The organism is Janthinobacterium sp. MP5059B (assembly GCF_001758645.1).
Taxonomy (GTDB): Bacteria; Pseudomonadota; Gammaproteobacteria; order Burkholderiales; family Burkholderiaceae_D; genus Janthinobacterium; species Janthinobacterium lividum.
In genome coordinates this window covers 158,367-179,970 of record NZ_LRHX01000004.1, presented here as the reverse complement: position 1 = coordinate 179,970, position 21,604 = coordinate 158,367, and the positions used below count along the sequence as shown (strand labels likewise).

The following is a 21,604-nucleotide window of genomic DNA, read 5'->3' as shown; positions in this document are numbered from 1 at the left end:
CCTCAGCCCTTGCTGGCTGGTTTTCCCGCTTTGCGGTCCAGCTCGCGCAGCCAGGCCAATTTATCGGCGATCTTGCTTTCCAGGCCGCGCGGCACGGGCTGGTACCAGCCCGGTTCCGCCATGCCGTCCGGGAAATAGGTTTCGCCGGCCGCGTAGGCATCGGGCTCGTCGTGCGCATAGCGGTAGGCGTGGCCGTAGCCCAGTTCCTTCATCAGCTTCGTCGGCGCATTGCGCAAGTGCACGGGTACTTCCTTGGATTTATCTTTCTTGACGAAAGCCATGGCCGTATTGAACGCGTTATAGCCGGCATTGCTTTTCGCGGCAATCGCCAGGTAAATCACGGCTTGGCCCAGCGCCAGCTCGCCTTCCGGCGAACCGAGGCGTTCATACGTTTCCGCCGCGTCATTGACCATGGTCAAGGCACGGGGATCGGCCAGGCCGATGTCTTCCCAGGCCATGCGCACGATGCGCCGCGACAGGTAGCGCGGGTCGGCGCCGCCGTCGATCATGCGGCAAAACCAGTACAGGGCCGCGTCCGGGTTCGAGCCGCGCACGGATTTATGCAGTGCGGAAATCTGATCATAGAAATTGTCGCCACCCTTGTCGAAGCGGCGCGAATTCAAGGTCAGCGCATTGTCGACAAAGGCCGCGTCGATCTTCGTCGTGCCCGTCGAGCTGGCGGCCGTCTCGGCCTGTTCCAGCAAATTCAGGAAGCGCCGCGCATCGCCGTCCGCGTAGCCGATCAGGGTGTCGGCCGCCGCCTCGTCGAAGCTCAAGTGCGCCAGGGCCGTGGACTGCGCCTTGGCCAGCAACTGCTTCATCTCGTCTTCGTTGAGCGATTTCAATACATACACTTGCGCGCGCGACAGCAGCGCCGAGTTCACTTCAAAGCTGGGGTTTTCCGTCGTCGCGCCGATGAACGTCACCAGGCCCGATTCCACGAAAGGCAGCAAGGCGTCCTGCTGCGACTTGTTGAATCTGTGGATTTCGTCGACGAACAACAAGGTGTGCTTGCCGAACTGGTCCAGGCTGTTGCGGGCCTGGTCCATGGCTGCACGGATATCTTTTACGCCAGCAAACACGGCTGACAGGGCGATGAATTCGCTGTCGAAGGCGTTCGCCATCAGGCGCGCCAGGGTCGTCTTGCCCACGCCGGGCGGTCCCCACAAGATCATCGAGTGGGCCTTGCCCGCCTCGAACGCCAGGCGCAGCGGCTTGCCCACGCCCAGCAGGTGCGTCTGGCCGATGACTTCGTTCAGGGTGGCCGGCCGCAAGGCTTCAGCCAGCGGCTGGCGCGGTGCGGTGGAAAAGAGATCCGCCATAATGAGTTACCTAATAAGAATGCAAAAGCCCCGCATTGCTGCGAGGCCGGCTCATACGCAAGGCGCGACAGTCTTAATTATTAATGACGTCGGCGCCCTTGGGCATGACAAATTTAAAGTGATTGGCCGAAAGCGCCGGATTTTTCTGGAAGTTCTTGAACGCCAGCACCGACGTCTGGCCGAACGAATCGCGCAACTCCATCGCTTCCGGCACGCCGTTGCGCAGGCCGATGGTGATTTCATCAAACGTCGTGTCCTTGGCTTTCGGCGTGGCCTTCAGCCATTCCAGGCCATCGCGCGTGCCCGCTTCGGCCAGGGTGAAATTCTTTTCCAGGTCGTTGCTGCCGAACAGGATGGCGGCTGGCGAGGAGCCGAGCGCGTCGCCCAGTTTCTTCACCGTCACCTGGCTCAAGTCCTTGTCGTAGATGTACAGCTTGTCGCCGTCCGCTTGCAGCAGCTGCTCGTACGGCTTCAGATACGTCCAGATGAACTTGCCCGGACGGGCAAACTCGAACGTGCCGCTGGCCGGCGTCGACACTTTCGCCTTGCCGCTGGCATCCGCCTTCTTGACTTGCCGCTGCACGAACTCGCCCTTGGCCGACTTGGTGCCGGCCGCAAAGCTCTTGAATTGCTCGAGGGCGCTGGCCGAGGCGCTGGCCACGAACAGCAGGCTGCAGGCAACGCTGGCTGCGCCGATCATCATTTTTGCTGCGAAAGTCGTGTTCTTCATTCTGTTTACCCTTGTTCACTACTGGCCGCCGGCACCAGGATTTCCCGGTTGCCATTGGATTGCATGGTTGAGACCACCCCGCTCTGCTCCATCTGCTCAAGCAGACGGGCGGCGCGGTTGTAGCCGATGCGCAAATGACGCTGCACCAGCGAAATCGAGGCGCGGCGGTTTTTCAGCACCACCGCCACCGCCTGGTCGTACAGGGCATCGGCCTCGCCGCCGCCCTCGCCCGGCGCGCCGCCTTCGGCGCCGTCGCCTTCCAGGGTGCCGCCTTCGAGGATGCCCTCGATGTAATTCGGTTCGCCCTGCAGCTTGAGATGGCTGACAACGCGGTGGACTTCTTCATCGGAAACAAACGCGCCGTGCACGCGCATCGGCAAGCCGGTGCCGGGCGGCATGTACAGCATGTCACCCATGCCCAGCAGGGTTTCCGCGCCCATCTGGTCGAGAATGGTGCGCGAGTCGATCTTCGACGATACCTGGAAGGCGATACGCGTCGGGATATTTGCCTTGATCAGGCCCGTGATCACGTCTACAGATGGGCGCTGCGTGGCCAGAATCAAGTGCAAGCCGGCGGCGCGCGCCTTTTGCGCGATACGCGCGATCAATTCCTCGACTTTTTTACCCACCACCATCATCAGATCGGCCAGCTCGTCGATGATGATGACGATGGTCGGCAGTTTTTCCAGCGGCTCCGGCGAATCCGGCGTCAGGCTGAACGGATTCGGGATATGTTCTTCGCGCTTTTTCGCGTCGGCAATTTTGGCGTTATAGCCAGCCAAGTTACGCACGCCCATCTTGCTCATCAGCTTGTAGCGGCGTTCCATCTCGTTCACGGCCCAGTTCAGCGCATGGCCGGCCTGGCGCATGTCCGTCACGACGGGCGCCAGCAAGTGCGGAATGCCTTCATATACGGACATTTCCAGCATCTTCGGATCGATCAGGATCAGGCGCACGTCGAGCGGGTCGGACTTGTACAGCAGCGACAAAATCGTCGCATTGATGCCAACCGACTTACCGGAACCGGTGGTGCCGGCCACCAGCAAGTGGGGCATCTTGGCCAGATCCGCCACGACGGGCTTGCCGGCGATATCCTTGCCCAGCGCAATCGTCAGGCTGGACACGCCATCGTTGTAGACTTTGGAGCCGAGGATTTCCGTCAGGCGCACGATCTGGCGTTTACTATTCGGCAGTTCCAGCGCCATGTAGTTCTTGCCGGGAATGGTTTCCACCACCCTGATTGACGTCAAGGACAGCGAACGGGCCAGGTCGCGCGCCAGGCCGACGATCTGACTGCCCTTGACGCCCGTTGCCGGCTCGATTTCATAGCGCGTCACCACCGGGCCGGGGTAAGCGGCCACTACCTTGGCATCCACGCCAAAGTCGGACAATTTCTTTTCGATCAGGCGGCTAGTAAACTCCAAGGTTTCCACGGAGACCGTTTCCACCACGGGCGGCGCTTCATCGAGCAAGGACAGCGGCGGCAGCTTGCCATCGCCAGGGGTTTCAAACAGATGCGCCTGGCGTTCCTTTTCCACGCGCTCCGATTTCACCACCGTTACAACCTGCGGCTCGATCTTCACGGGTGGCGCGGCCACATGTTTCTCCACGTGCTTGGCCCGCTCGATCACCACCACCTCGTCGCGGCGCACGGCGGCCACTTCGCCCTGGCGGCGGTCTTCGCGGTCCTGGTAGCGCAGCACGAACCAGTTGAAGGCGTCTTCGATGGCGCCGCCGATGCGCTCGGCCACTTGCAGCCAGGACACATGGAAGAACAGACTGAAACCCAGGCCGAACAGCAGCAACAGCAGCAAGGTCGCGCCCGTGAAACCGAAGGCCACGTGGGCCGAGTGCCCCACCAGCTGGCCCAGCACGCCGCCCGGATCGCGCGGCAGCTGCACGTGCAGGCTTTTCGCCATGCGCAGGTATTCCAGGCCCATGCTGCCGATCAGCATGATGGAGAAGCCGACGATGCGGATCAGCATCTCGACATGGTGTTCACGCTCCACCTCTTCCTCTTCCAGCAGGAAGCGCTTACTCAACCGGCGATAGCCATGCCACACCGTGCGCAGCAGCCACACGCACCACCACCAGGCGGAAAAGCCGAAGATATACAGCAACAGATCGGAAAAGGTCGCACCGAGCTTGCCGCCCAGGTTGGCCACCTTGTCGACGTTGGTGGCGTGCGACCAGCCGGGGTCGAGCTTGTTGAAGCTGGCCAGTATCAGCACGAAATACAGGGCAAACGCGGCCAGCGCGAACCAGCGCGCCTCGGACAGCAGCCGCACCAGCCGGTTGGGCAAGGGCCGGCGTTCGACCGGTTTTCGGGTGTAGCTATTTTGATTGGCCTGGGCTGGTTTAGTCATTCTGGGAAGCGCTGCAAGGTGATAAATGTTTCTGAAAGGGAATTTCCCATAATAAGGAAGTATTCTAAGCCATATATGCCCCGGACGGCCCCACGATTCGTCGCTACAGGCGGCTTGGTCTATAATCGTGGATTGCTTGCACAAGCGCAATACGCCCTTGTTCTTCGCGCGTATGCCCCCAATTCGGATAGACCCCACTCATAGAGAAGCCTCATTATGACCACTACCAAACACGCCCGCGTTTTGATCCTCGGCTCCGGCCCAGCCGGCTACAGCGCCGCCGTCTACGCCGCCCGCGCCAACCTGAACCCGATGCTGGTCACCGGCGTGGAACAAGGCGGTCAATTGATGACCACCACCGACGTGGAAAACTGGCCTGGCGATCCGATGGGCGTGCAAGGTCCGGACCTGATGCAGCGCCTGTTGCAGCACGCCGAGCGTTTCAATACGGAAATCGTGTTTGACCACATCCACACCACCTTCCTGAATGAAAAACCGATCCGCCTGAAGGGCGACAGCCACGAATACACGTGCGACACGCTGATCATCGCCACGGGCGCGTCCGCGCAATACCTGGGCCTGCCATCGGAAGCGGAATTCATGGGCAAGGGCGTGTCCGCCTGCGCCACCTGCGATGGTTTCTTCTACCGCAACCAGGAAGTGGCTGTTGTCGGCGGCGGCAACACGGCCGTCGAGGAAGCGCTGTACCTGTCGAACATCGCCAATAAAGTCACGCTGATCCACCGCCGCGACAAGTTCCGCGCAGAAGCGATTTTGATCGACCGCCTGAACGCCAAGGTTGCCGAAGGCAAGATTGTGTTGAAATATAACCACACCCTGGACGAAGTGACGGGCAACGAAGGCGGTGTGACGGGCCTGAACATCAAGTCGACCATCGACGGCAAGGTCGAAGCGTTGAGCGTGCACGGCGTGTTCATCGCCATCGGCCACAAGCCGAACACGGGCATCTTCGAAGGCCAGCTGGAAATGCACAACGGCTACATCAAGACCAAGACGGGCCTGGAAGGCATGGCCACCGCCACCAGCGCGCCGGGCGTGTTTGCGGCTGGCGACGTGCAAGACCATATCTACCGCCAGGCCATCACCAGCGCCGGCACGGGTTGCATGGCAGCACTGGACGCCCAGCGCTACCTGGAAGGCCAGGAGTAAGCGGCGCATGGCGTCGATGAAAGACTTTGCCGACCTGAAAGCGGTCAGCAAGCAGCTCAAGGAGCAGGCGGACGCACGCGCGCAAGCTGCGGCTGAGCGCGCGCAGCAGGTGAAGGTGCAGGCCGTGGAGAGCAATCTGTTCAAGGCCAGCATCGGCGGCGTCAAGCGCATGCCCGAGTCGGACCGCTACGTGCCCAGCCTGCCCAAGGCGGGCACCATGGCGGCCCAGCAGCCGGCCCGCAAGCTGTCGCCGGAAGAAGACGATGCGGCCGTGCTGCGTGAGTCGCTGTCGGACTTGTTCGAGGTCGACCACTACCTGGAAAACGATCCGGCCCTGAACTACGCCCGCCCCGGCGTGGGCCCGGACGTGATCAAGAAGATGCGCAAGGGCCACTGGCCCATCCAGGATGAGCTGGACTTGCACGGCTTGCGCCGCGACGAGGCGCGCGACGGCATCGGCGCCTTCCTGAACCAGGCGACAAGACGCAAGCTGCGCTGCGTGCGCGTGATCCACGGCAAGGGTTTTGGCTCGAAAGGCCAGGAACCGGTCTTGAAATCGATGGTGCACAGCTGGCTCGTGCAAAAGGATGAAGTCATCGCCTTTTGCCAGGCGCGCCGCTCCGAAGGGGGCGATGGCGCACTGGTCGTATTGCTTTCTTCCGCACTGCAGCCCATCCGCTAGCCTTACAGCAAGATCACAATTCAATAACAAGTTCCGCACTGCACACGGCCCCGTTTGTCACCATTCGGGGCCGTGTCATGTTAACCTGTGACAATTATTTCCTGCTCAAGCGCTCCACCCATGATGCCACCCCAATTGCCGCCTGGCTCGCTGATCAAGATCATTGAGGTCATCGCCATCCTGGTGGGCGCGTTTTCCGGCTTCATCGAAGCGCGCCGCAAGCGCATGGACCTGGTCGGCGTATTCGTCGTGGCCTTCATCACGGCGTTTGGCGGGGGGACTTTGCGCGACATCCTGCTCGACAAGCGGCCCCTGTTCTGGGTGTCGCACCAGGAATACGCGATTCTCATCTTCGTGCTGGCCCTGACGGCCGCGCCCCTGATCCAGCACTTGCGCCAGATCGTCTCGGAACGCCTGATCATCGTGGCCGACGCCATCGGCCTGGGCATGTTCGCCATCGCGGGCGTGGCCGAAGCCATGCGCGCCGGCATGCCGATTTTTATTGCCTCGATGATGGGGGTGATTACGGGGATTTTTGGCGGCGTGATGCGCGACATCGTCTGCAACGAAGTGCCGATGGTGTTTCGCGACGGCAAACCATATGCGATCTGCGCGTTTTTCGGCTGCTGGGCCTACCTGCTGCAAATGCACTTCGGCGCCGAGCACGACTTCGCGCTGTGGACCAGCGCCAGCGGCATCACGATTCTGCGCCTGATATGCTGGAAATTCGACATGCGGCTGGGGCGCTGAACCGCGCCGGGGCGTAATCCAGCAATATTATTCGCAACTCGTGTCGGATTACGCGCACGCGCTAATCCGACCTACGGCCTGCTGAAGAACATCTACATAGCGCCTGCCAGAAGCGTAGCGAGCGGCAGCGATTTGTGGCTAAGAAGCGCAACCGTGCTGAAGCACGGTGAGCATCGCAGGCCGCAAAGCACGACGCGCAGTAGCTTATGGCTGGTGCTAGACGGCGTCTGGGCCGGTTTCGCCCGTACGGATGCGGATCACCTGCTCCACGTCGCGCACGAAGATCTTGCCGTCGCCAATCTTGCCCGTGCGGGCTGCCTTGATGATGGCGTCGACCACCAGTTCCGACACGCTGTCGTCCACCACCACTTCGACTTTGACTTTCGGCAAGAAGTCGACCACGTACTCGGCGCCACGGTACAGCTCGGTATGCCCCTTCTGGCGGCCAAAGCCCTTCACTTCCGTCACGGTCAAGCCCGTCACGTTCACATCGGCCAGGGCCTCGCGCACTTCGTCGAGCTTGAATGGTTTGATGATGGCGGTAATCTGTTTCATGGCTACTCCTTAAAATTGTTGGATTGTGGACAGATGGCTGCTTATTCGTAAAACTTCGACGTGATGGGGTAGCGCCAGTCGCGGCCGAAGCCACGGTGCGTGACGCGGATGCCCACCGGCGACTGGCGCCGCTTGTATTCATTGATCTTGATCAGGCGCGTGACCCGGGCCACATCGGCCGGCGGGTAGCCAGCCTCGATAATCTCGGCGATCGGCCGGTTTTCTTCCATGTACAGCTGCATGATGCCGTCGAGCACGTCATATGGCGGCAAGGAATCCTGGTCCAGCTGGTCGGCGCGCAGCTCGGCCGACGGTCCGCGCGTCAGGATGCGCTCGGGAATCACGTCCGACACGCTGTTGCGCCACGCGCACAGGCGGTACACCAGGGTCTTGGCGATATCCTTGATGACGGCAAAGCCGCCCGCCATGTCGCCATACAGGGTGCAATAACCGACGGCCATCTCGCTCTTGTTGCCGGTCGTTAGCACGATGCTGCCATGCTTGTTCGACAGGGCCATCAGCAAGGTGCCGCGGATGCGCGCCTGGATATTTTCTTCCGTCGCGTCTTCCGCCAGTCCGGCGAACTCGTCAGCCAGGGTGGCGCGGAAAGCGTCGAAAGTTTGCTTGATCGGAATTTCATCGTAGCGCACATTGAGGCGTTTTACCATGTCGCGCGAATCGATCCACGAGATATCGGCCGTAAATTGCGACGGCATCATCACGGCGCGCACCTTGTCGGCGCCCAGCGCATCGACGGCAATCGCCAGGGTCAGGGCGGAATCGACGCCGCCCGACATGCCGATCAGCACGCCCGGGAAGCCGTTCTTGCCGATATAGTCGCGCACGCCCAGCACCAGCGCCTGGTACACCTGCGCCTCGGTGGTCAATGGCGCGGCCAGCGCTTGCGGCACGGGCGTGGCGCCGTCGAAGTCGACGACCTGCAAGTCTTCCTCGAAATGGCGCAGCTGGGCGCAGATCGTGCCGGCCGCATCCATGACAAACGAGTCGCCGTCGAAGATCAGCTCATCCTGGCCACCGACCAGGTTGGCGTAGACGAGGGCCATGCCTTGCGCGCTGACATTCCTGCGCATGGTTTCATAGCGCAGATGCTGCTTGTTCATGTGGTAGGGCGAACCGTTCGGCACCAGCAGCACTTGCGCGCCGGCCGCGCGGGCGCGCATCGGTGCATGCTCGAACCACGTGTCTTCACAGATATTGATGCCGAAACGCACACCCTTCACGCCAAACACGAAAGCCTGGTCGGACGACGTAAAGTAACGCTTTTCATCAAACACGGTCGTGTTCGGCAAATCGTGCTTGCGGTAGGTGCCCAGCACTTCGCCGTTCAGCAGCACGGAGGCGGCATTGTGGCGCACGCCCTTCTCGTCTTGCAGGGGCAAGCCCACCACCACGTGCAAATCCTTGAACTGGGCCAGGTCAGCGGCCAGTCCCGCAAACGCTTCCTGCGTTTTTGCGTAGAATGCATTGCGCAGCAGCAGGTCCTCGGGTGGATAGCCGACCAGCGACAGTTCCGGCGTGAGCACGATATCGGCGCCCGCCTCGAACGCGCGGCGGGAAAGGTCGAAGATCTTGGCACGGTTGCCGGCCAGATCGCCGACCGTACTATTCATTTGAGCAATTGCGACTTTGACTGTCATGATGATGATGGATATTTTCGTTCTATTAAACAAGACAGGGGCGCGCGGGCCGATGGCGGCGCCCCGAGAGTGATGAATGCACACTACAACAATGAATTATCGCACGGCTATCGTCACTACCCTGGCTGAAATTGGCGAAGCGGCCTGGTCTGAACTGCTGGCAAGCCAGGCGGAGGCCACTCCCTTCCTTTCCTACGCCTTTTTGCACGCGCTGCACGAGTCCGGCTGCGCCAGCGCGGACACGGGCTGGCAACCGAATTACCTGGTGCTGTGGCAAGGCGATGTGCTGGCCGCCGCCCTGCCCCTGTACCTGAAAATGCACTCGTATGGCGAGTACGTGTTCGACTGGGCCTGGGCCGAGGCCTATCAGCAACATGGTCTCGAATATTACCCGAAACTGTTGTCCGCCATTCCGTTTACGCCCGTGAGCGGCACGCGCTTGCTGGCCCGCGATGGCGAGGCGCGCGCGGCCCTGCTGGCCTTCCTGCAAGCGCAGCAGCAAGCCAGCGAGGTGTCGTCCTGCCACATCCTGTTCCCGCCGGAAAGCGAAGCGCGCCAGCTGGCGCAAGCTGGCTATCTGATGCGTAGTGGCGTGCAGTTTCACTGGCTCAATCCCGGCTACACGGATTTCGAGCAATTCCTCGCCACGCTGGAACACAAGAAGCGCAAGAATATCCGCGCCGAGCGGCGCAAGGTGCGGGAAGCGGGCGTCACCATGCGCCAGGTGCGCGGCGTGGATGCTGTTGAGGCCGACTGGAAGCTGTTCCACCGCTGCTACAGCAATACCTATGCGGAACACCGCTCGTCGCCTTATCTGAGCCTGGACTTCTTCCGGCGCATAGGCGCCAGCATGCCGCAGAACATTCTATTGGTCATCGCCGAGCGCGAAGGCCGGGCCATTGCCGCCTCGCTGGTGATCCACACGGCCGACACCCTGTACGGCCGCTACTGGGGCGCGCTCGAGCATGTGCCCTGCCTGCATTTCGAGACGGCGTATTACCAGCCGCTGGAGTTTTGCATCGCCAACGGCATCGCCACCTTCGAAGGGGGCGCCCAGGGCGAGCACAAGATGGCGCGCGGCTTCCTGCCGCAAAAGACCTGGTCCGCCCACTGGCTGGCGCACCCGGCCTTTGCGGACGCCGTACAGCGCTTCCTCGAGCGCGAACGGGGCGGCATCGACGCCTACCTCGATGAATTGAACGAGCACAGTCCGTTTCGCGCATAAAAAAACGCTCCCGGCCATGACTGGCGGGGAGCGTTTTTTACTGGGTGTTCTTAGGCTTTGGCGGCGTCAGTCTTGAAAGCGGCAACGCCGTTCAGGATTTCTTCCTTGGCCACTTCAGGACCATACCAGCCGTCGATCTTGACCCATTTGCCTTTTTCCAGATCTTTGTAATGCTCAAAGAAATGCTGGATCTGGCGCAAGCGCAGTTCGTTCAAGTCTTCCGGCTTTTGCCAGTGGCTATAGATCGACAGGACCTTGTCGACTGGCACGGCCAGCACTTTCGCGTCTTCGCCCGACTCGTCGGTCATTTTCAGCACGCCGATAGGACGGCAGCGCACGACCACGCCCGGAATCAGCGGGAATGGGGTGATGACCAGCACGTCAACCGGGTCGCCGTCCGGCGACAGGGTGTTCGGCACATAGCCGTAGTTGCACGGGTAATGCATGGCGGTACCCATGAAGCGATCGACGAAAATCGCGCCGCTTTCCTTGTCGACTTCGTACTTGATCGGATCGGCGTTCATCGGGATTTCGATGACGACGTTGAAATCGTTCGGCAGGTCGCGGCCGGAAGAGACGTTATTCAAACTCATGGGGTTCCTCATTAGCGGATGGTGTTTTAACCGCGTAATTATAGCGAAGTACAGGCACCTTGTGCGATGCAGCAGCGCCCCGCTGGCGTTTTGCGCGTCCCGCCAGCAACAGTGGCGTGCATGGCCCGCCGGCGCGCGCAACTGGCCATCGAGAGAATAAATAAGCCATCGGCAATAATAAGTACAAACACCTAAGTAATACTACCGACGCGTTGAATTAATGTCGATGGAATATCCGCGTATTTTCATTTGAATATCGCCACACACCAGGCATGGCTATTATAATCCGCATTGCATTTTTTGCAGCCACTTATAACAACAGTTTTATTTTCATTCATTCCGCGGCACCCCTGCATTATTGCGCGACCACCCCGCCCTCTCCCCTCCAGTCGGCCTTCCAGCCCCGCAACACCGTTATCCAGCATAATATTTGTTCTTATTTGAAGTGTTTATTTGATTCAAACAAGAGCCCCGCCAAAAAATGGCACGACCGGAAGACAATCATCAATTCTGATAAACTGTCACATTCTGGTGTTTCCAAAACTTCGCATACTCTGCAAACAAAGCCTTCGCTAGATTCAATATGGCGCATCCACGCGCTACCGATAAATCCTTGCAAAAAGGAATATGATGATTCCCTCTTTCCGGCCCGGTCCTTTATTAAAGGTCACCGGCGTTATTTTCATTCTGTTTGGCCTCGCCCTGCTGGGCGGCGGCATCTGGCTGGCCACGCTTGGCGGCTCCTGGTACTACTTGCTGGCCGGTATAGGCATGCTGGTCTCAGGCGTGCTCGTCTTCAAAGGCAAGCGCAGCGCGCAACCGTTCATGGCGCTGCTGCTGACCGCCACCCTCATCTGGTCCGTCATTGAAGTGAAATTCGACTGGTGGCAATTGCTGCCGCGCCTGGACATTTGGTTTGCCGCCGCCGTCTGGCTGCTGCTGCCCTTCGTCAGCAGCCGCCTGGCGCCACCCGCCGCCGCAAAGCAGCCGCAGGCGGGCAGGACGGCCCTCTCCGCCGCCGTGGCCCTGACCGTCATCGCCGGCGTCATCGCCCTGTTCCAGGATTACCATGACCTGCATGGCGACGTGCCGACCGAAAACATGGACGCCACCGCCAGCGGCGATCTGTCGCCCGGCGTCGAGCACAACGACTGGTCCGCGTATGGCCGCTCCGGCTATGGCGACCGCTACGCACCCGCCGCGCAGATCACGCCGGCGAATATTTCCGGCTTGAAAGAGGCCTGGACCTACCACACGGGCGACTTCAAGGGACCGAACGACCCGGGCGAGATCGCCAACGAAGTCACGCCCCTGAAGGTCAATGACATGCTGTACCTGTGCACGCCGCACAATATCGTCATCGCCCTGAACCCGGACACGGGCAAGGAAATCTGGCGCCACGATCCGAAGATCAACCGCGACGCGGCCAGCTACCAGCACATGATCTGCCGTGGCGTGGCGTACTGGGACGTCAACGCGGGCCGCGCGAAGAACAATCCGGCACCCGAAGCTGCCAGCATGGAATGTCCGCGCCGCATCCTGGCGCCGACCATGGACGGCACCATGATCGCCGTCAATGCCGATACGGGCGAGTCGTGCAAGAGCTTTGGCAACAACGGCGTCGTCAACCTGTATAAAAACATGGCCATGATCAAGCGCGGTTTCCTGATGCCAACGTCGCCGCCGGCCGTCTCGCAGAAAATGGCCGTGATCGCCGCCAGCGTGACGGACAACCATTCGACGGAAGAGCCATCGGGCGTGATCCGCGGCTACGATCCCGTCACCGGCAAGCTGATGTGGAACTGGGACCCGGCCACGCCGGAAGATACGGCGCCCTTCCCTGAAGGCAAGAACTACACCAACAACTCGCCCAATTCGTGGGGCGTGGCCAGCATCGATGAAAAGCTGGGCATGGTGTACATCCCGATGGGCAATGAAACCCCCGACACCTGGGGCGGCAACCGCAACAAGAATGGCGAGAAATTCAACAGCGCCATCGTCGCGCTGGACCTGGCGACGGGTAAGGTACGCTGGGTGTACCAGACCGTCCACCACGATATCTGGGACATGGATATCGGCGGCCAGCCGTCGCTGGTCGACATCGACACGCCCAAAGGCAAGGTGCCATCTGTTGTTGCCACGACAAAACGGGGCGACATCTACGTGATCGACCGCCGCGACGGCAGCCTGGTCGTGCCTGCGCCGGAAAAACCCGTGCCAACGAGCAATCCAGCCGCTGGCGACACCCTGTCGCCCACGCAGCCGTTCTCGGCCCTGACCTTCTTGCCTGAGCGCAATATCAGCGAAGCGGATATGTGGGGCACGACGCCGTTCGACCAGCTCGCTTGCCGCATCATCTTCAAGGAACGCCGCTATGAGGGCCCGTTCACGCCGCAAACGGCCGGCAAGGGCGCCGTCATCTCGCCGGGTCCGCTCGGTATCTTCGAATGGGGCGGCGCGGCCATCGACCCCGTGCGCCAGTTGTTGATCGTCAACCCTGACTACATGGGCTTCCTGGAAAAACTCGTGCCGCGCGCGGAAACGACGGCCAAGGGCGGCACGGGCGGCGAAATGGGCTTGCAACCGCAGACGGGCGTACCGTTCGCCGTGGAAATCAAGGCATTCCTGTCGCCGCTGGGCTTCCCATGCCAGGCACCGCCGTGGGGCTATGTGGCCGCCGTCGACCTGCGCACCATGAAAAAAGTGTGGATGCACAAGAACGGCACCACGCGCGACAGCGGCCCCGTGCCGATTCCCTTGCCACTGGGCGTGCCCAGCCTGGGCGGCATGGTCACCACCGGTGGCGGCGTGACCTTCCTCAGCAGCACGCTCGACTACTACATCCGCGGCTACGACGTCAGCAACGGTAAAGTAATCTGGAAAGCCCGCCTGCCGGCCGGCGGCCAGGCTACGCCGATGAGCTACGTGTCGAACAAGTCGGGACGCCAGTTCGTCGTCGTCATGGCCGGCGGCCACGGTTCGCTGGGCACGAAGATGAGCGACACTCTGGTCGCATATGCCTTGCCGGAAGGCACTGCGGTACCGAAGAAGTAAGTTAGCCAGGTAGCAGCGCACTCCGCCATGGGGTGCGCACAAAGAAAAAGCCGTTCAGTCTGCACTGAACGGCTTTTTTACGTCCGAGGAAATGATCTGCAAGGCTTACAGGATGGTCGCCAGCGCGCACTGCCGGTAATGCGCTGCAGCCTGTTCCGTCTGCTGCAAGGCGTCGTGCATCTGCGCCAGCTTCAGGTGGGCGTCGCGCACCATCTGCGGCTCGTTCGCGTCGGACAAGGCCTGCTCCAGGTGGCGCTGGGCCTTGCCCCACAGTTTTTGCTTGAGGCACAAGGTGCCCAGGGTCAGCGCCAGTTCCGCATCCAGCGGACGCTGTTTCATCCATTGCTCGCAATGCTCGATCTGCAGCAGCAGGGCCGGCGTGCCGCTCGGGGCCGCCGCTTCGCGGTAGGCGCGCACGACGCGCTCGTCCCAGTCGGCGGCCAGCGACTCTTCGCACACGAGGCGCGCTTCGTCGTGCAGGCCGCGCGCATTCAGGGCCGTGGCGGCGCGGCAGGCGATATACGGCTTGACCCGGTCCGCGCTCGGCACGGTGGACCACACGCGCATCAGCGATTCGGCGTCATGCGACGGATCGGACAGCAAATGGTCGTAGGCCAGTTCGCGCAGGCGCGACGACAGGGCCGGATGCAGGGCGCGGTGCTTGTCGAGCGAACGCACGAGGCGCAGCACTTCCGGCCAGTTCTTCGCCTGCTGCTCGGCTTTCAGCGACCATTGCAGGGCGTGGATATGGCGCGTGCCGCTGGCATTGAGTTCGCGCACGGCGGCCAGTGCCGCTTCCGGCTGGTGGTCGTCGACCAGCAATTCCGTCACCGTCATCAGCCGCGCCGTCTTCAGGCTGGCATCGCCTTCGACACGCGACAGCCAGCTGTCGCGGCGTTCGGACTGGCGCATGCGGTGCGCGGCGCGCGCGCCGATCAGCGCGGCCAGGCCGGCGTTTTCTTCCAGCTCGGCGGCGCGCAAGGCAGCCTTCTCGGCATGGCCGAAACGGCCTTCGAACAGGGCTTTCAAGGCTTCGCGCAAGCCCTTGTTGCCGTCGCGCTCACGCTTGCGCTGGCGGTAGGCCGCCACTTGCGCCGGCATGCGCACGGTGGCGCGCACGGCGCGCACCAGCAGGTACAGCAGCACGAACAGCACGACCTGCAGCAGCAGGAAGAAGTTCAGCGACAAGTCGATGCGGTACGGCGGATAGAACAGCACCACGTTGCCGGGATTGAAACGGGCCGTCACGGCGATACCGATCGCCGCGGCCATCAGGGCGAGTAACCAGAGAAATAGACGCATGGGCTCAGGACTTCGCTTTGTAGTTGCGCACAGCCGTCAGGCTGTCGGACAAGGTTGGCATCTCGATGGCCAGGTTGCTGCCCTGCACCTGGCGCAGCAAGGCTTGCGCCGTCTGCGTGCTCTTGGCGCGGGTGTCGAAATACTTGGCCAGCGCATCCTGCGCCGCGATCAAGTCGTTGCGGAAGGCCGTTTCATTGCGCGACAACAAGGCCATGCGGGCATTGAGCAGGCGCAGCTTGACGTTTTCACGCAAGAAATACGATTGCGTCGGCGACAGCATCAGCGCTTCCGGCGTATCGACGCGGCGGATGCGGATCAATTGACGCACGTCGGCCCACATGTCGCCGCTCCAGGTATTCCAGCCGTCGCGCACTTTTTGCAGCAGCGGTTCCGGCGCAGGCGGTCCCATCAGCTTGCCGCTCGCATCGCGCACGGGCTTGGCCTTGCCCGGTTTTTCCGGCGCGGCCGGCAAGGCCGGCGTTTCGTCGGACAGCATCGGCAAGGAGTCGACCTGGGCGATCACGGCATCGAGGCGCAGGGCCACGCCCGTCGAATCGACGCTGGGCAGGGCCTTGAGTTTTTCCATGTCGCGCCCGATGGCGCGGCGGATGGTGATGAATTGCGGCTTGTCGGAACGCGACAGGCTGCGGTCCGCGTTTTGCAGAGCGATCAGCGCGCCAGGCACGTTGCCGGCCAGCTGCAGCTGCTGGCTGGCCGTCGACAGCACTTGCTCGATTTCCGTCAGCGCCCACTCGTCGCGGTTCTTCGACAAGTCGTTGTACAGTTGTTCCAGGGCCAGCTGCTGGCTTTGCGTTTCGCTCTGGCGGTTTTCCAGCGCGCCCACCTTGATTTCCAGCTCTTTCGTGCCTTCTTGCACGTTGCGCGCCAGCACGCCCGTTTCGGCGTTGCTGACATCGCCCTTTTGCAGGCGCTTGGCCACTTCTTCGCGCAGGTTGCGGATCTGCTTGCTGGTCGACCAGCTTTGCGCAGCCAGCAGCACGGCCAGTACGATGACGGCGATGCTCATGGGCTTTTGCAGCTGTTCGAGCAGGGTCGGCGCGCGGCCGGCAGGTTGGTCGGCCGCCTGCGGCGCCGTCTTCACGGCGCTGCCAGGCGTTGCATTCGGTTCGGAGAGTGTAGGCATTTCGTTCATGGTCGTGATTGTAACGCGGCGAGCACTCCTGCGTCGCCTGATCCTGTCAAGGTGACACGGGCAAAACCCAGGGCCGCCGCCGTTTGTGCAATGCGGGCGTGCGGCACGATCAGATGCTGCTGTTGCATTTTCACAACAACTGTCTTTTCAGCATCCATTTCGCCCAGCAGCGCCAGCAGACCGCGCAGCGCTTCCGAGCTGGTGATGATCCAGTCATTATTATGCTGCAACAGATTTTCCAGGGTCGCCCGCAAGGCCGGCGTCAGCCTTGGCACCTTGCGGCGGTAGGCCGTGACGAACTCGACTGCGGCGCCCGCGGCGCGCAAGCCGTCGGCCAGATAATCGCGTCCGCCATCGCCGCGCACGATCAGCACGCGCTTGCCGCGCAGGGCCGGCAAGTCCAGCGCCAGCAACAGATGTTCGGAATCGCTGCGCGCCGCATCGAGCGGACTCGTGATGTTGGCATTCGCATCCGTGACGCCATGCACCCCCAATGCCATCCTGCTGCCCTCGCCCACCACGGCCAGCGGCAGGCCGGGCGGCCAGGCGGGCAAGTGCGCAAAGACGCAGTCGATGGCGTTGGGCGAGACGAACGCCACCAGGTCATATTCGGCCAGGCGCGCCAGCACGGCTTGCAGCTGCGCGCATTCGTCCTCGCCGTCAAGCGCGTGGATTTCCAGCAGCGGCAGCAGTTGCACGGGCAAGCCCAGCGCCGCGATTTTGGCGGCCAGCGGCCCCGCTTGCGCCGCGGGCCGCGTGATCACCACGGTGTCAGGCATGCGGCGCCAGGCCTTCATGGTTGTCGGGTGTGACGGCGCACGAGGCGAGGATGCCGGCGGCATCTTGCCCGCGCAGCAGTTCGGCCACCTGCTCACCCAGCTGTTCCGGCGCACCGGCCGGGCCACTGACGTCGGCGCTGGCCATGCGCGCGCCGTCCGGCGTGGCGACCATGGCGCGCAAGCGCATGTTGCCACCGTCGACTATCGCGAACGCGGCCAGCGGAATCTGGCAGCTGCCGCCGAAGATCTTCGACACCTTGCGCTCGGCCGTGACGGCTTGCGCCGTATCGGTGTGGTTCAGCGGCGCCAGCAGGCGCACCAGGTCGGCGCCGTCCGCGCGCCCGCTGCGGATTTCGATCGCCATGGCGCCCTGGCCGGCGGCCGGCAGGCTGTCTTCCGGCGCCAGCACGGCGCGGATGCGCGACGCCAGGCCCAGGCGTTTCAAGCCGGCGGCGGCCAGGATGATGGCGGCGTAGTCGCCACGGTCCAGCTTGCCCAAACGCGTATCGAGGTTGCCGCGCAGCGGTAAAATCGTCAGGTGCGGATAGCGCGCGGCGATCAGCGACTGGCGGCGCAGGCTGCTGGTGCCGACGACGGCGCCATGCGGCAGCTCGGCCAGGCTGGCGTAGTCGTTCGAGACGAACGCATCGCGCGGGTCTTCGCGCTCGAGGATGGCGGCCAGGGCAAAGCCTTCCGGCAACTCCATCGGCACGTCTTTCAGCGAATGCACGGCCAGGTCGGCGCGGCCTTCTTCCATCGCCACTTCCAGCTCCTTGACGAACAGGCCCTTGCCGCCTACCTTGGACAGGGCGCGGTCCAGAATCTGGTCGCCGCGTGTGGTCATGCCGAGAATTTCAACGCTACACTGCGGATACAGGGCGGCCAGGCGCGCGCGCACGTGTTCAGCTTGCCACATGGCAAGACGGCTCTCGCGCGTGGCGATCACCAGGCGGGCAGGAATCTTCGGCGTCAATTCGTTCACGGGCAATTCATTCGGGGTCAATTCGGATGCTTTCAAAACAAGTTCTTTCGCTGTGGCTGTCGTTGTCATTATCGTTGCCATTTGGCCCGTCCGATATCAATTTGTATCGAAAAGGCGCTTGGCGTCGCTATAATCGTTATCCCTTGGCCTAGAAGGCCAAGTCAGGCTAGCGTCCATGTTGAAGACCACAAATTTTATCATGCGCCCCCTCCCCTCTGCGGCCAAACGCCCGGTGCGATCCACATTCCCTTGCTTTTACACTTACTTTGGTTCTTTATTATGCTCAATGACGCAGTAGCACCAGAAATAGTTCCAGCGGCCGGCTCCGACAAGGACGCGCCACTGAAAGAAGACATCCGCCTGCTGGGCCGCCTGCTGGGCGACGTGCTGCGCGAACAGGAAGGCGACGCCGTCTTCAATGTGGTGGAAACCATACGCCAGACTTCCGTGCGCTTTCGCCGCGAAGCGGACGCGGGCGCCGCGCTGGAGCTCGACGCCATGCTCAAGGAACTGAGCCGCGAACAGACGATTTCCGTCGTGCGCGCCTTTTCCTACTTTTCGCACCTGGCCAACATTGCGGAAGACCAGCACCACATCCGCCGCCGACGCGCCCATTTGCTGGCCGGCTCGCCGGCGCAAAAGGGCAGCGTCAGCTTCGCGCTGAAAAAACTGCGCGCCGCCGGCGTGCCGCGCAAGACCGTCGACACCTTCTTCCAGGACGCCCTGATCGCCCCCGTGCTGACGGCCCACCCGACGGAAGTGCAGCGCAAGAGCATCCTCGACGCCGAGCACGACATCGCCCGCCTGCTGGCCGAGCGCGACTTGCCGCAGACGCCGAAAGAGCGGCACGCCAACATGCAGCTGCTGCGCTCGCGCGTAGCCACCCTGTGGCAGACGCGCATGCTGCGCTATTCGAAGCTGACGGTGGCCGACGAAATCGAAAACGCCCTGTCCTACTACCGCATCACCTTCCTGCGCGAACTGCCGGGCCTGTATGACGATATCGAGGACGACATCGCCGCCGAGTACCCGAACGGCAATGGCACCATCGAACCGATCAATGCCGCCTACGTACAGATGGGCAGCTGGATCGGCGGCGACCGCGACGGCAATCCGAACGTCAACGCGGGCACCATGCAGCACGCGCTGGCGCGCCACGCCACCACCATCCTCGACTTTTACCTCGACGAAGTGCACGCGCTGGGCGCGGAATTGTCCGTCTCGACCCTGATGGTGGGCGTGAGCGGCGAACTGCAGGCGCTGGCCGACCAGTCTCCGGACGCCTCGCCGCACCGCAGCGACGAACCGTACCGCCGCGCCCTGATCGGCATCTATGCGCGCCTGGCCGCCACGGCCCGCGCCCTGGGCGCCACCAACATCCTGCGCAAGGAGGTGGGCGCCGCAGCCGCCTACCCTGACGCGGCCGCCTTTGTGGCCGACTTGCGCACCATCGTCGCCTCGCTCGAGTCCCACCACGGCGCCGCCCTCGTGCGCCCGCGCCTGGCCACCCTGGCGCGCGCGGCCGACATCTTCGGTTTCCACCTGGCCTCGCTCGACATGCGCCAGACCTCGGACGTGCACGAACGCGTACTGGCCGACCTGTTCGCGAAAAGCGGCGTGGCCGCCGATTACGCGGCCCTGTCCGAGGAAGATAAGCAAGCGCTGCTGCTGAACGAACTGGCCCAGCCGCGTTTGTTGTACTCGCCCTACATCAGCTACGCTGCGGAAACGGATTCCGAGCTGGCGATTCTGCGCGCGGCGCGCGACATCCGCCAGCGCTACGGCGCGCGAGCCATCCGCAACTACATCATCTCGCACACGGAAACCGTGTCCGACTTGCTGGAAGTATTGCTGCTGCAAAAGGAAACCGGCTTGCTGCGCACCGACTGGCAAACTGGCGACAGCACCTGCGAGCTGATGGTCATCCCCCTGTTCGAAACGATACCCGACCTGCAGCGCGCGGCCGGCATCATGAGCCAGGTCATGGCCTTGCCCTTGGTCAAGCAATTGATCGCCAAGCAGGGCCAGTTGCAGGAAGTCATGCTCGGCTATTCCGATTCGAACAAGGATGGCGGTTTCCTTACCTCCAACTGGGAACTGTACAAGGCGGAACTGGCGCTGGTGTCCGATTTTCAAAAGGCCGGCGTCAAGCTGCGCCTGTTCCATGGCCGCGGCGGCACGGTGGGCCGTGGCGGCGGCCCCAGCTACGAAGCCATCCTGGCCCAGCCGCCGGGCACCGTCAACGGCCAGATCCGCCTGACGGAGCAAGGCGAGATCATCGCCTCGAAGTTTTCCAACGCGGAAATCGGCCGGCGCAACCTGGAATTGCTGGTCGCCGCCACCCTGGAAGCGAGCCTGGCGCCGCAGGAAGCCAATCCGGCCCGCAACAGCCAGCTGGCGCAGTTCGAAGCCGTGATGGCGGAACTGTCGGACCTCGCCTACCACGCCTACCGCCACCTCGTGTATGAAACGCCGGGTTTTACGGAGTATTTCTTCTCGGCTACGCCGATTGCGGAAATCGCCGAACTGAACCTCGGTTCGCGCCCCGCCTCGCGCAAGGCCAACCAGCGCATCGAAGACTTGCGCGCCATTCCCTGGGGCTTTTCCTGGGGCCAGTGCCGCCTGCTGCTGCCGGGCTGGTTCGGCTTTGGCAGCGCCATCGAAGCCTGGATCAGGCAGGCCGACGGCGCCGCGCAGGATGAAAGGATCGCCACCCTGCGCGCCATGCATGCCGAATGGCCATTCTTCGCCACCCTGCTGTCGAACATGGACATGGTGCTGGCCAAGACGGACCTGGCGATTGCCTCGCGCTATGCGGAACTGGTGGCGGACCAGGACTTGCGCGAACGCATCTACAAGCGCATCACGGACGAGCATGGCAACACCTTGCGCTGCCTGGAGCTGATCACCGGCAATACCGAGCGCCTGGCGGGCAATCCCCTGCTGGCCCGCTCGATCCAGAACCGCTTCGCCTATCTCGATCCGCTGAACCACTTGCAAGTGGAATTGATCAAGCGCAACCGCGCCCTGTCGGCGGAAAGCCGGATCGATGAAAGGGTGCACCGCGGCATCCAGCTGTCGATCAATGGCGTGGCGGCCGGCCTGCGCAATACGGGCTGATAGAGTCACATTACCATCGGCAGGCAGGGGCCGGCACCGCAAGGGCCGGCCCTTTTGCTTGCTCAATGGAAAAATATTCTCAATAAAACAACATTTGGTATTACACTAGCGTCAGATACTTTTCCCTCTTCGGCGCCAGGCGCACCGCAGCGGCCAACCATGA

Annotated in this window: 16 protein-coding genes; 6 read left to right on the top strand and 10 right to left on the bottom strand. The window is 62.4% G+C overall.

Going from position 1 to position 21,604, the window contains the following annotated elements; translation table 11 throughout:
- Nucleotides 1–2: 2 nt before the first annotated feature.
- The 3 genes from JAB1_RS03155 to JAB1_RS03145 form a co-directional block, all read right to left on the bottom strand.
- Nucleotides 3–1,322, bottom strand: a complete 1,320-nt coding sequence (locus JAB1_RS03155) for a replication-associated recombination protein A (protein ID WP_070278722.1) — start codon at nucleotides 1,320–1,322, stop codon at nucleotides 3–5.
- Nucleotides 1,323–1,395: 73 nt separating this feature from the next.
- A complete protein-coding gene (gene lolA, locus JAB1_RS03150) occupies nucleotides 1,396–2,052 on the bottom strand; it encodes an outer membrane lipoprotein chaperone LolA (RefSeq protein WP_070278720.1) in 657 nt (218 codons plus the stop codon).
- A 5-nt stretch (nucleotides 2,053–2,057) separates the two neighbouring features.
- Nucleotides 2,058–4,418: a DNA translocase FtsK gene (locus JAB1_RS03145; protein WP_034786152.1), complete on the bottom strand. Its 2,361-nt coding sequence runs from the start codon at nucleotides 4,416–4,418 to the stop codon at nucleotides 2,058–2,060.
- 216 nt (nucleotides 4,419–4,634) lie between these two features.
- Here JAB1_RS03145 and trxB point away from each other — a divergent pair, with 216 nt between their 5' ends.
- The 3 genes from trxB (at nucleotide 4,635) to JAB1_RS03130 (ending at nucleotide 7,020) form a co-directional block, all read left to right on the top strand.
- Entirely contained in the window at nucleotides 4,635–5,588 is a 954-nt protein-coding gene (gene trxB, locus JAB1_RS03140; protein ID WP_034786153.1) for a thioredoxin-disulfide reductase, read from the top strand.
- A gap of 7 nt (nucleotides 5,589–5,595) precedes the next feature.
- Nucleotides 5,596–6,270, top strand: a complete 675-nt coding sequence (locus JAB1_RS03135; protein WP_070278718.1) for a Smr/MutS family protein — start codon at nucleotides 5,596–5,598, stop codon at nucleotides 6,268–6,270.
- Nucleotides 6,271–6,390: 120 nt separating this feature from the next.
- Nucleotides 6,391–7,020 (top strand): trimeric intracellular cation channel family protein, encoded by a 630-nt coding sequence (locus JAB1_RS03130; protein ID WP_070278716.1) that lies wholly within the window; start codon nucleotides 6,391–6,393, stop codon nucleotides 7,018–7,020.
- Between the two features lie 216 nt (nucleotides 7,021–7,236).
- Here the strand turns inward: JAB1_RS03130 and JAB1_RS03125 are convergent, their stop codons facing one another.
- Both JAB1_RS03125 and JAB1_RS03120 read right to left on the bottom strand, forming a co-directional pair.
- On the bottom strand, nucleotides 7,237–7,575 hold the full coding sequence (locus JAB1_RS03125; RefSeq protein WP_034758685.1) for a P-II family nitrogen regulator: 339 nt from the start codon (nucleotides 7,573–7,575) through the stop codon (nucleotides 7,237–7,239).
- A 41-nt stretch (nucleotides 7,576–7,616) separates the two neighbouring features.
- A complete protein-coding gene (locus tag JAB1_RS03120; protein WP_034786157.1) occupies nucleotides 7,617–9,233 on the bottom strand; it encodes an NAD+ synthase in 1,617 nt (538 codons plus the stop codon).
- Nucleotides 9,234–9,324: 91 nt separating this feature from the next.
- Here JAB1_RS03120 and JAB1_RS03115 point away from each other — a divergent pair, with 91 nt between their 5' ends.
- Nucleotides 9,325–10,458, top strand: coding sequence for a GNAT family N-acetyltransferase (locus JAB1_RS03115; RefSeq protein WP_070278714.1), 1,134 nt, complete (start codon nucleotides 9,325–9,327; stop codon nucleotides 10,456–10,458).
- Between the two features lie 50 nt (nucleotides 10,459–10,508).
- On the opposite strand, the gene ppa is transcribed toward JAB1_RS03115, so the two are convergent.
- Nucleotides 10,509–11,051, bottom strand: coding sequence for an inorganic diphosphatase (gene ppa / locus JAB1_RS03110; protein ID WP_034786159.1), 543 nt, complete (start codon nucleotides 11,049–11,051; stop codon nucleotides 10,509–10,511).
- Between the two features lie 627 nt (nucleotides 11,052–11,678).
- Here ppa and JAB1_RS03105 point away from each other — a divergent pair.
- Nucleotides 11,679–14,105: a membrane-bound PQQ-dependent dehydrogenase, glucose/quinate/shikimate family gene (locus JAB1_RS03105; protein WP_070278712.1), complete on the top strand. Its 2,427-nt coding sequence runs from the start codon at nucleotides 11,679–11,681 to the stop codon at nucleotides 14,103–14,105.
- 105 nt (nucleotides 14,106–14,210) lie between these two features.
- Here JAB1_RS03105 and JAB1_RS03100 read toward each other — a convergent pair whose 3' ends face one another.
- The 4 genes from JAB1_RS03100 to hemC are packed head-to-tail and all read right to left on the bottom strand — an operon-like array spanning nucleotide 14,211 to nucleotide 18,357.
- The gene (locus tag JAB1_RS03100) at nucleotides 14,211–15,407 is read right to left on the bottom strand and encodes a heme biosynthesis protein HemY (RefSeq protein ID WP_071653290.1); all 1,197 of its coding nucleotides are present in this window, start codon (nucleotides 15,405–15,407) and stop codon (nucleotides 14,211–14,213) included.
- 4 nt (nucleotides 15,408–15,411) lie between these two features.
- Nucleotides 15,412–16,560: a uroporphyrinogen-III C-methyltransferase gene (locus JAB1_RS03095; RefSeq protein ID WP_034786161.1), complete on the bottom strand. Its 1,149-nt coding sequence runs from the start codon at nucleotides 16,558–16,560 to the stop codon at nucleotides 15,412–15,414.
- Nucleotides 16,557–17,339, bottom strand: coding sequence for a uroporphyrinogen-III synthase (locus JAB1_RS03090; RefSeq protein ID WP_070278846.1), 783 nt, complete (start codon nucleotides 17,337–17,339; stop codon nucleotides 16,557–16,559). Before JAB1_RS03090 ends, JAB1_RS03095 begins: the two co-directional genes overlap by 4 nt.
- Nucleotides 17,332–18,357: a hydroxymethylbilane synthase gene (hemC, locus tag JAB1_RS03085; RefSeq protein ID WP_275527761.1), complete on the bottom strand. Its 1,026-nt coding sequence runs from the start codon at nucleotides 18,355–18,357 to the stop codon at nucleotides 17,332–17,334. The genes JAB1_RS03090 and hemC overlap by 8 nt, the downstream gene beginning before the upstream one ends.
- Before the next feature lie 243 nt (nucleotides 18,358–18,600).
- Between hemC and ppc the strand changes: the two genes are divergently transcribed.
- Entirely contained in the window at nucleotides 18,601–21,441 is a 2,841-nt protein-coding gene (gene ppc / locus JAB1_RS03080; RefSeq protein ID WP_070278703.1) for a phosphoenolpyruvate carboxylase, read from the top strand.
- Nucleotides 21,442–21,604: the final 163 nt, after the last annotated feature.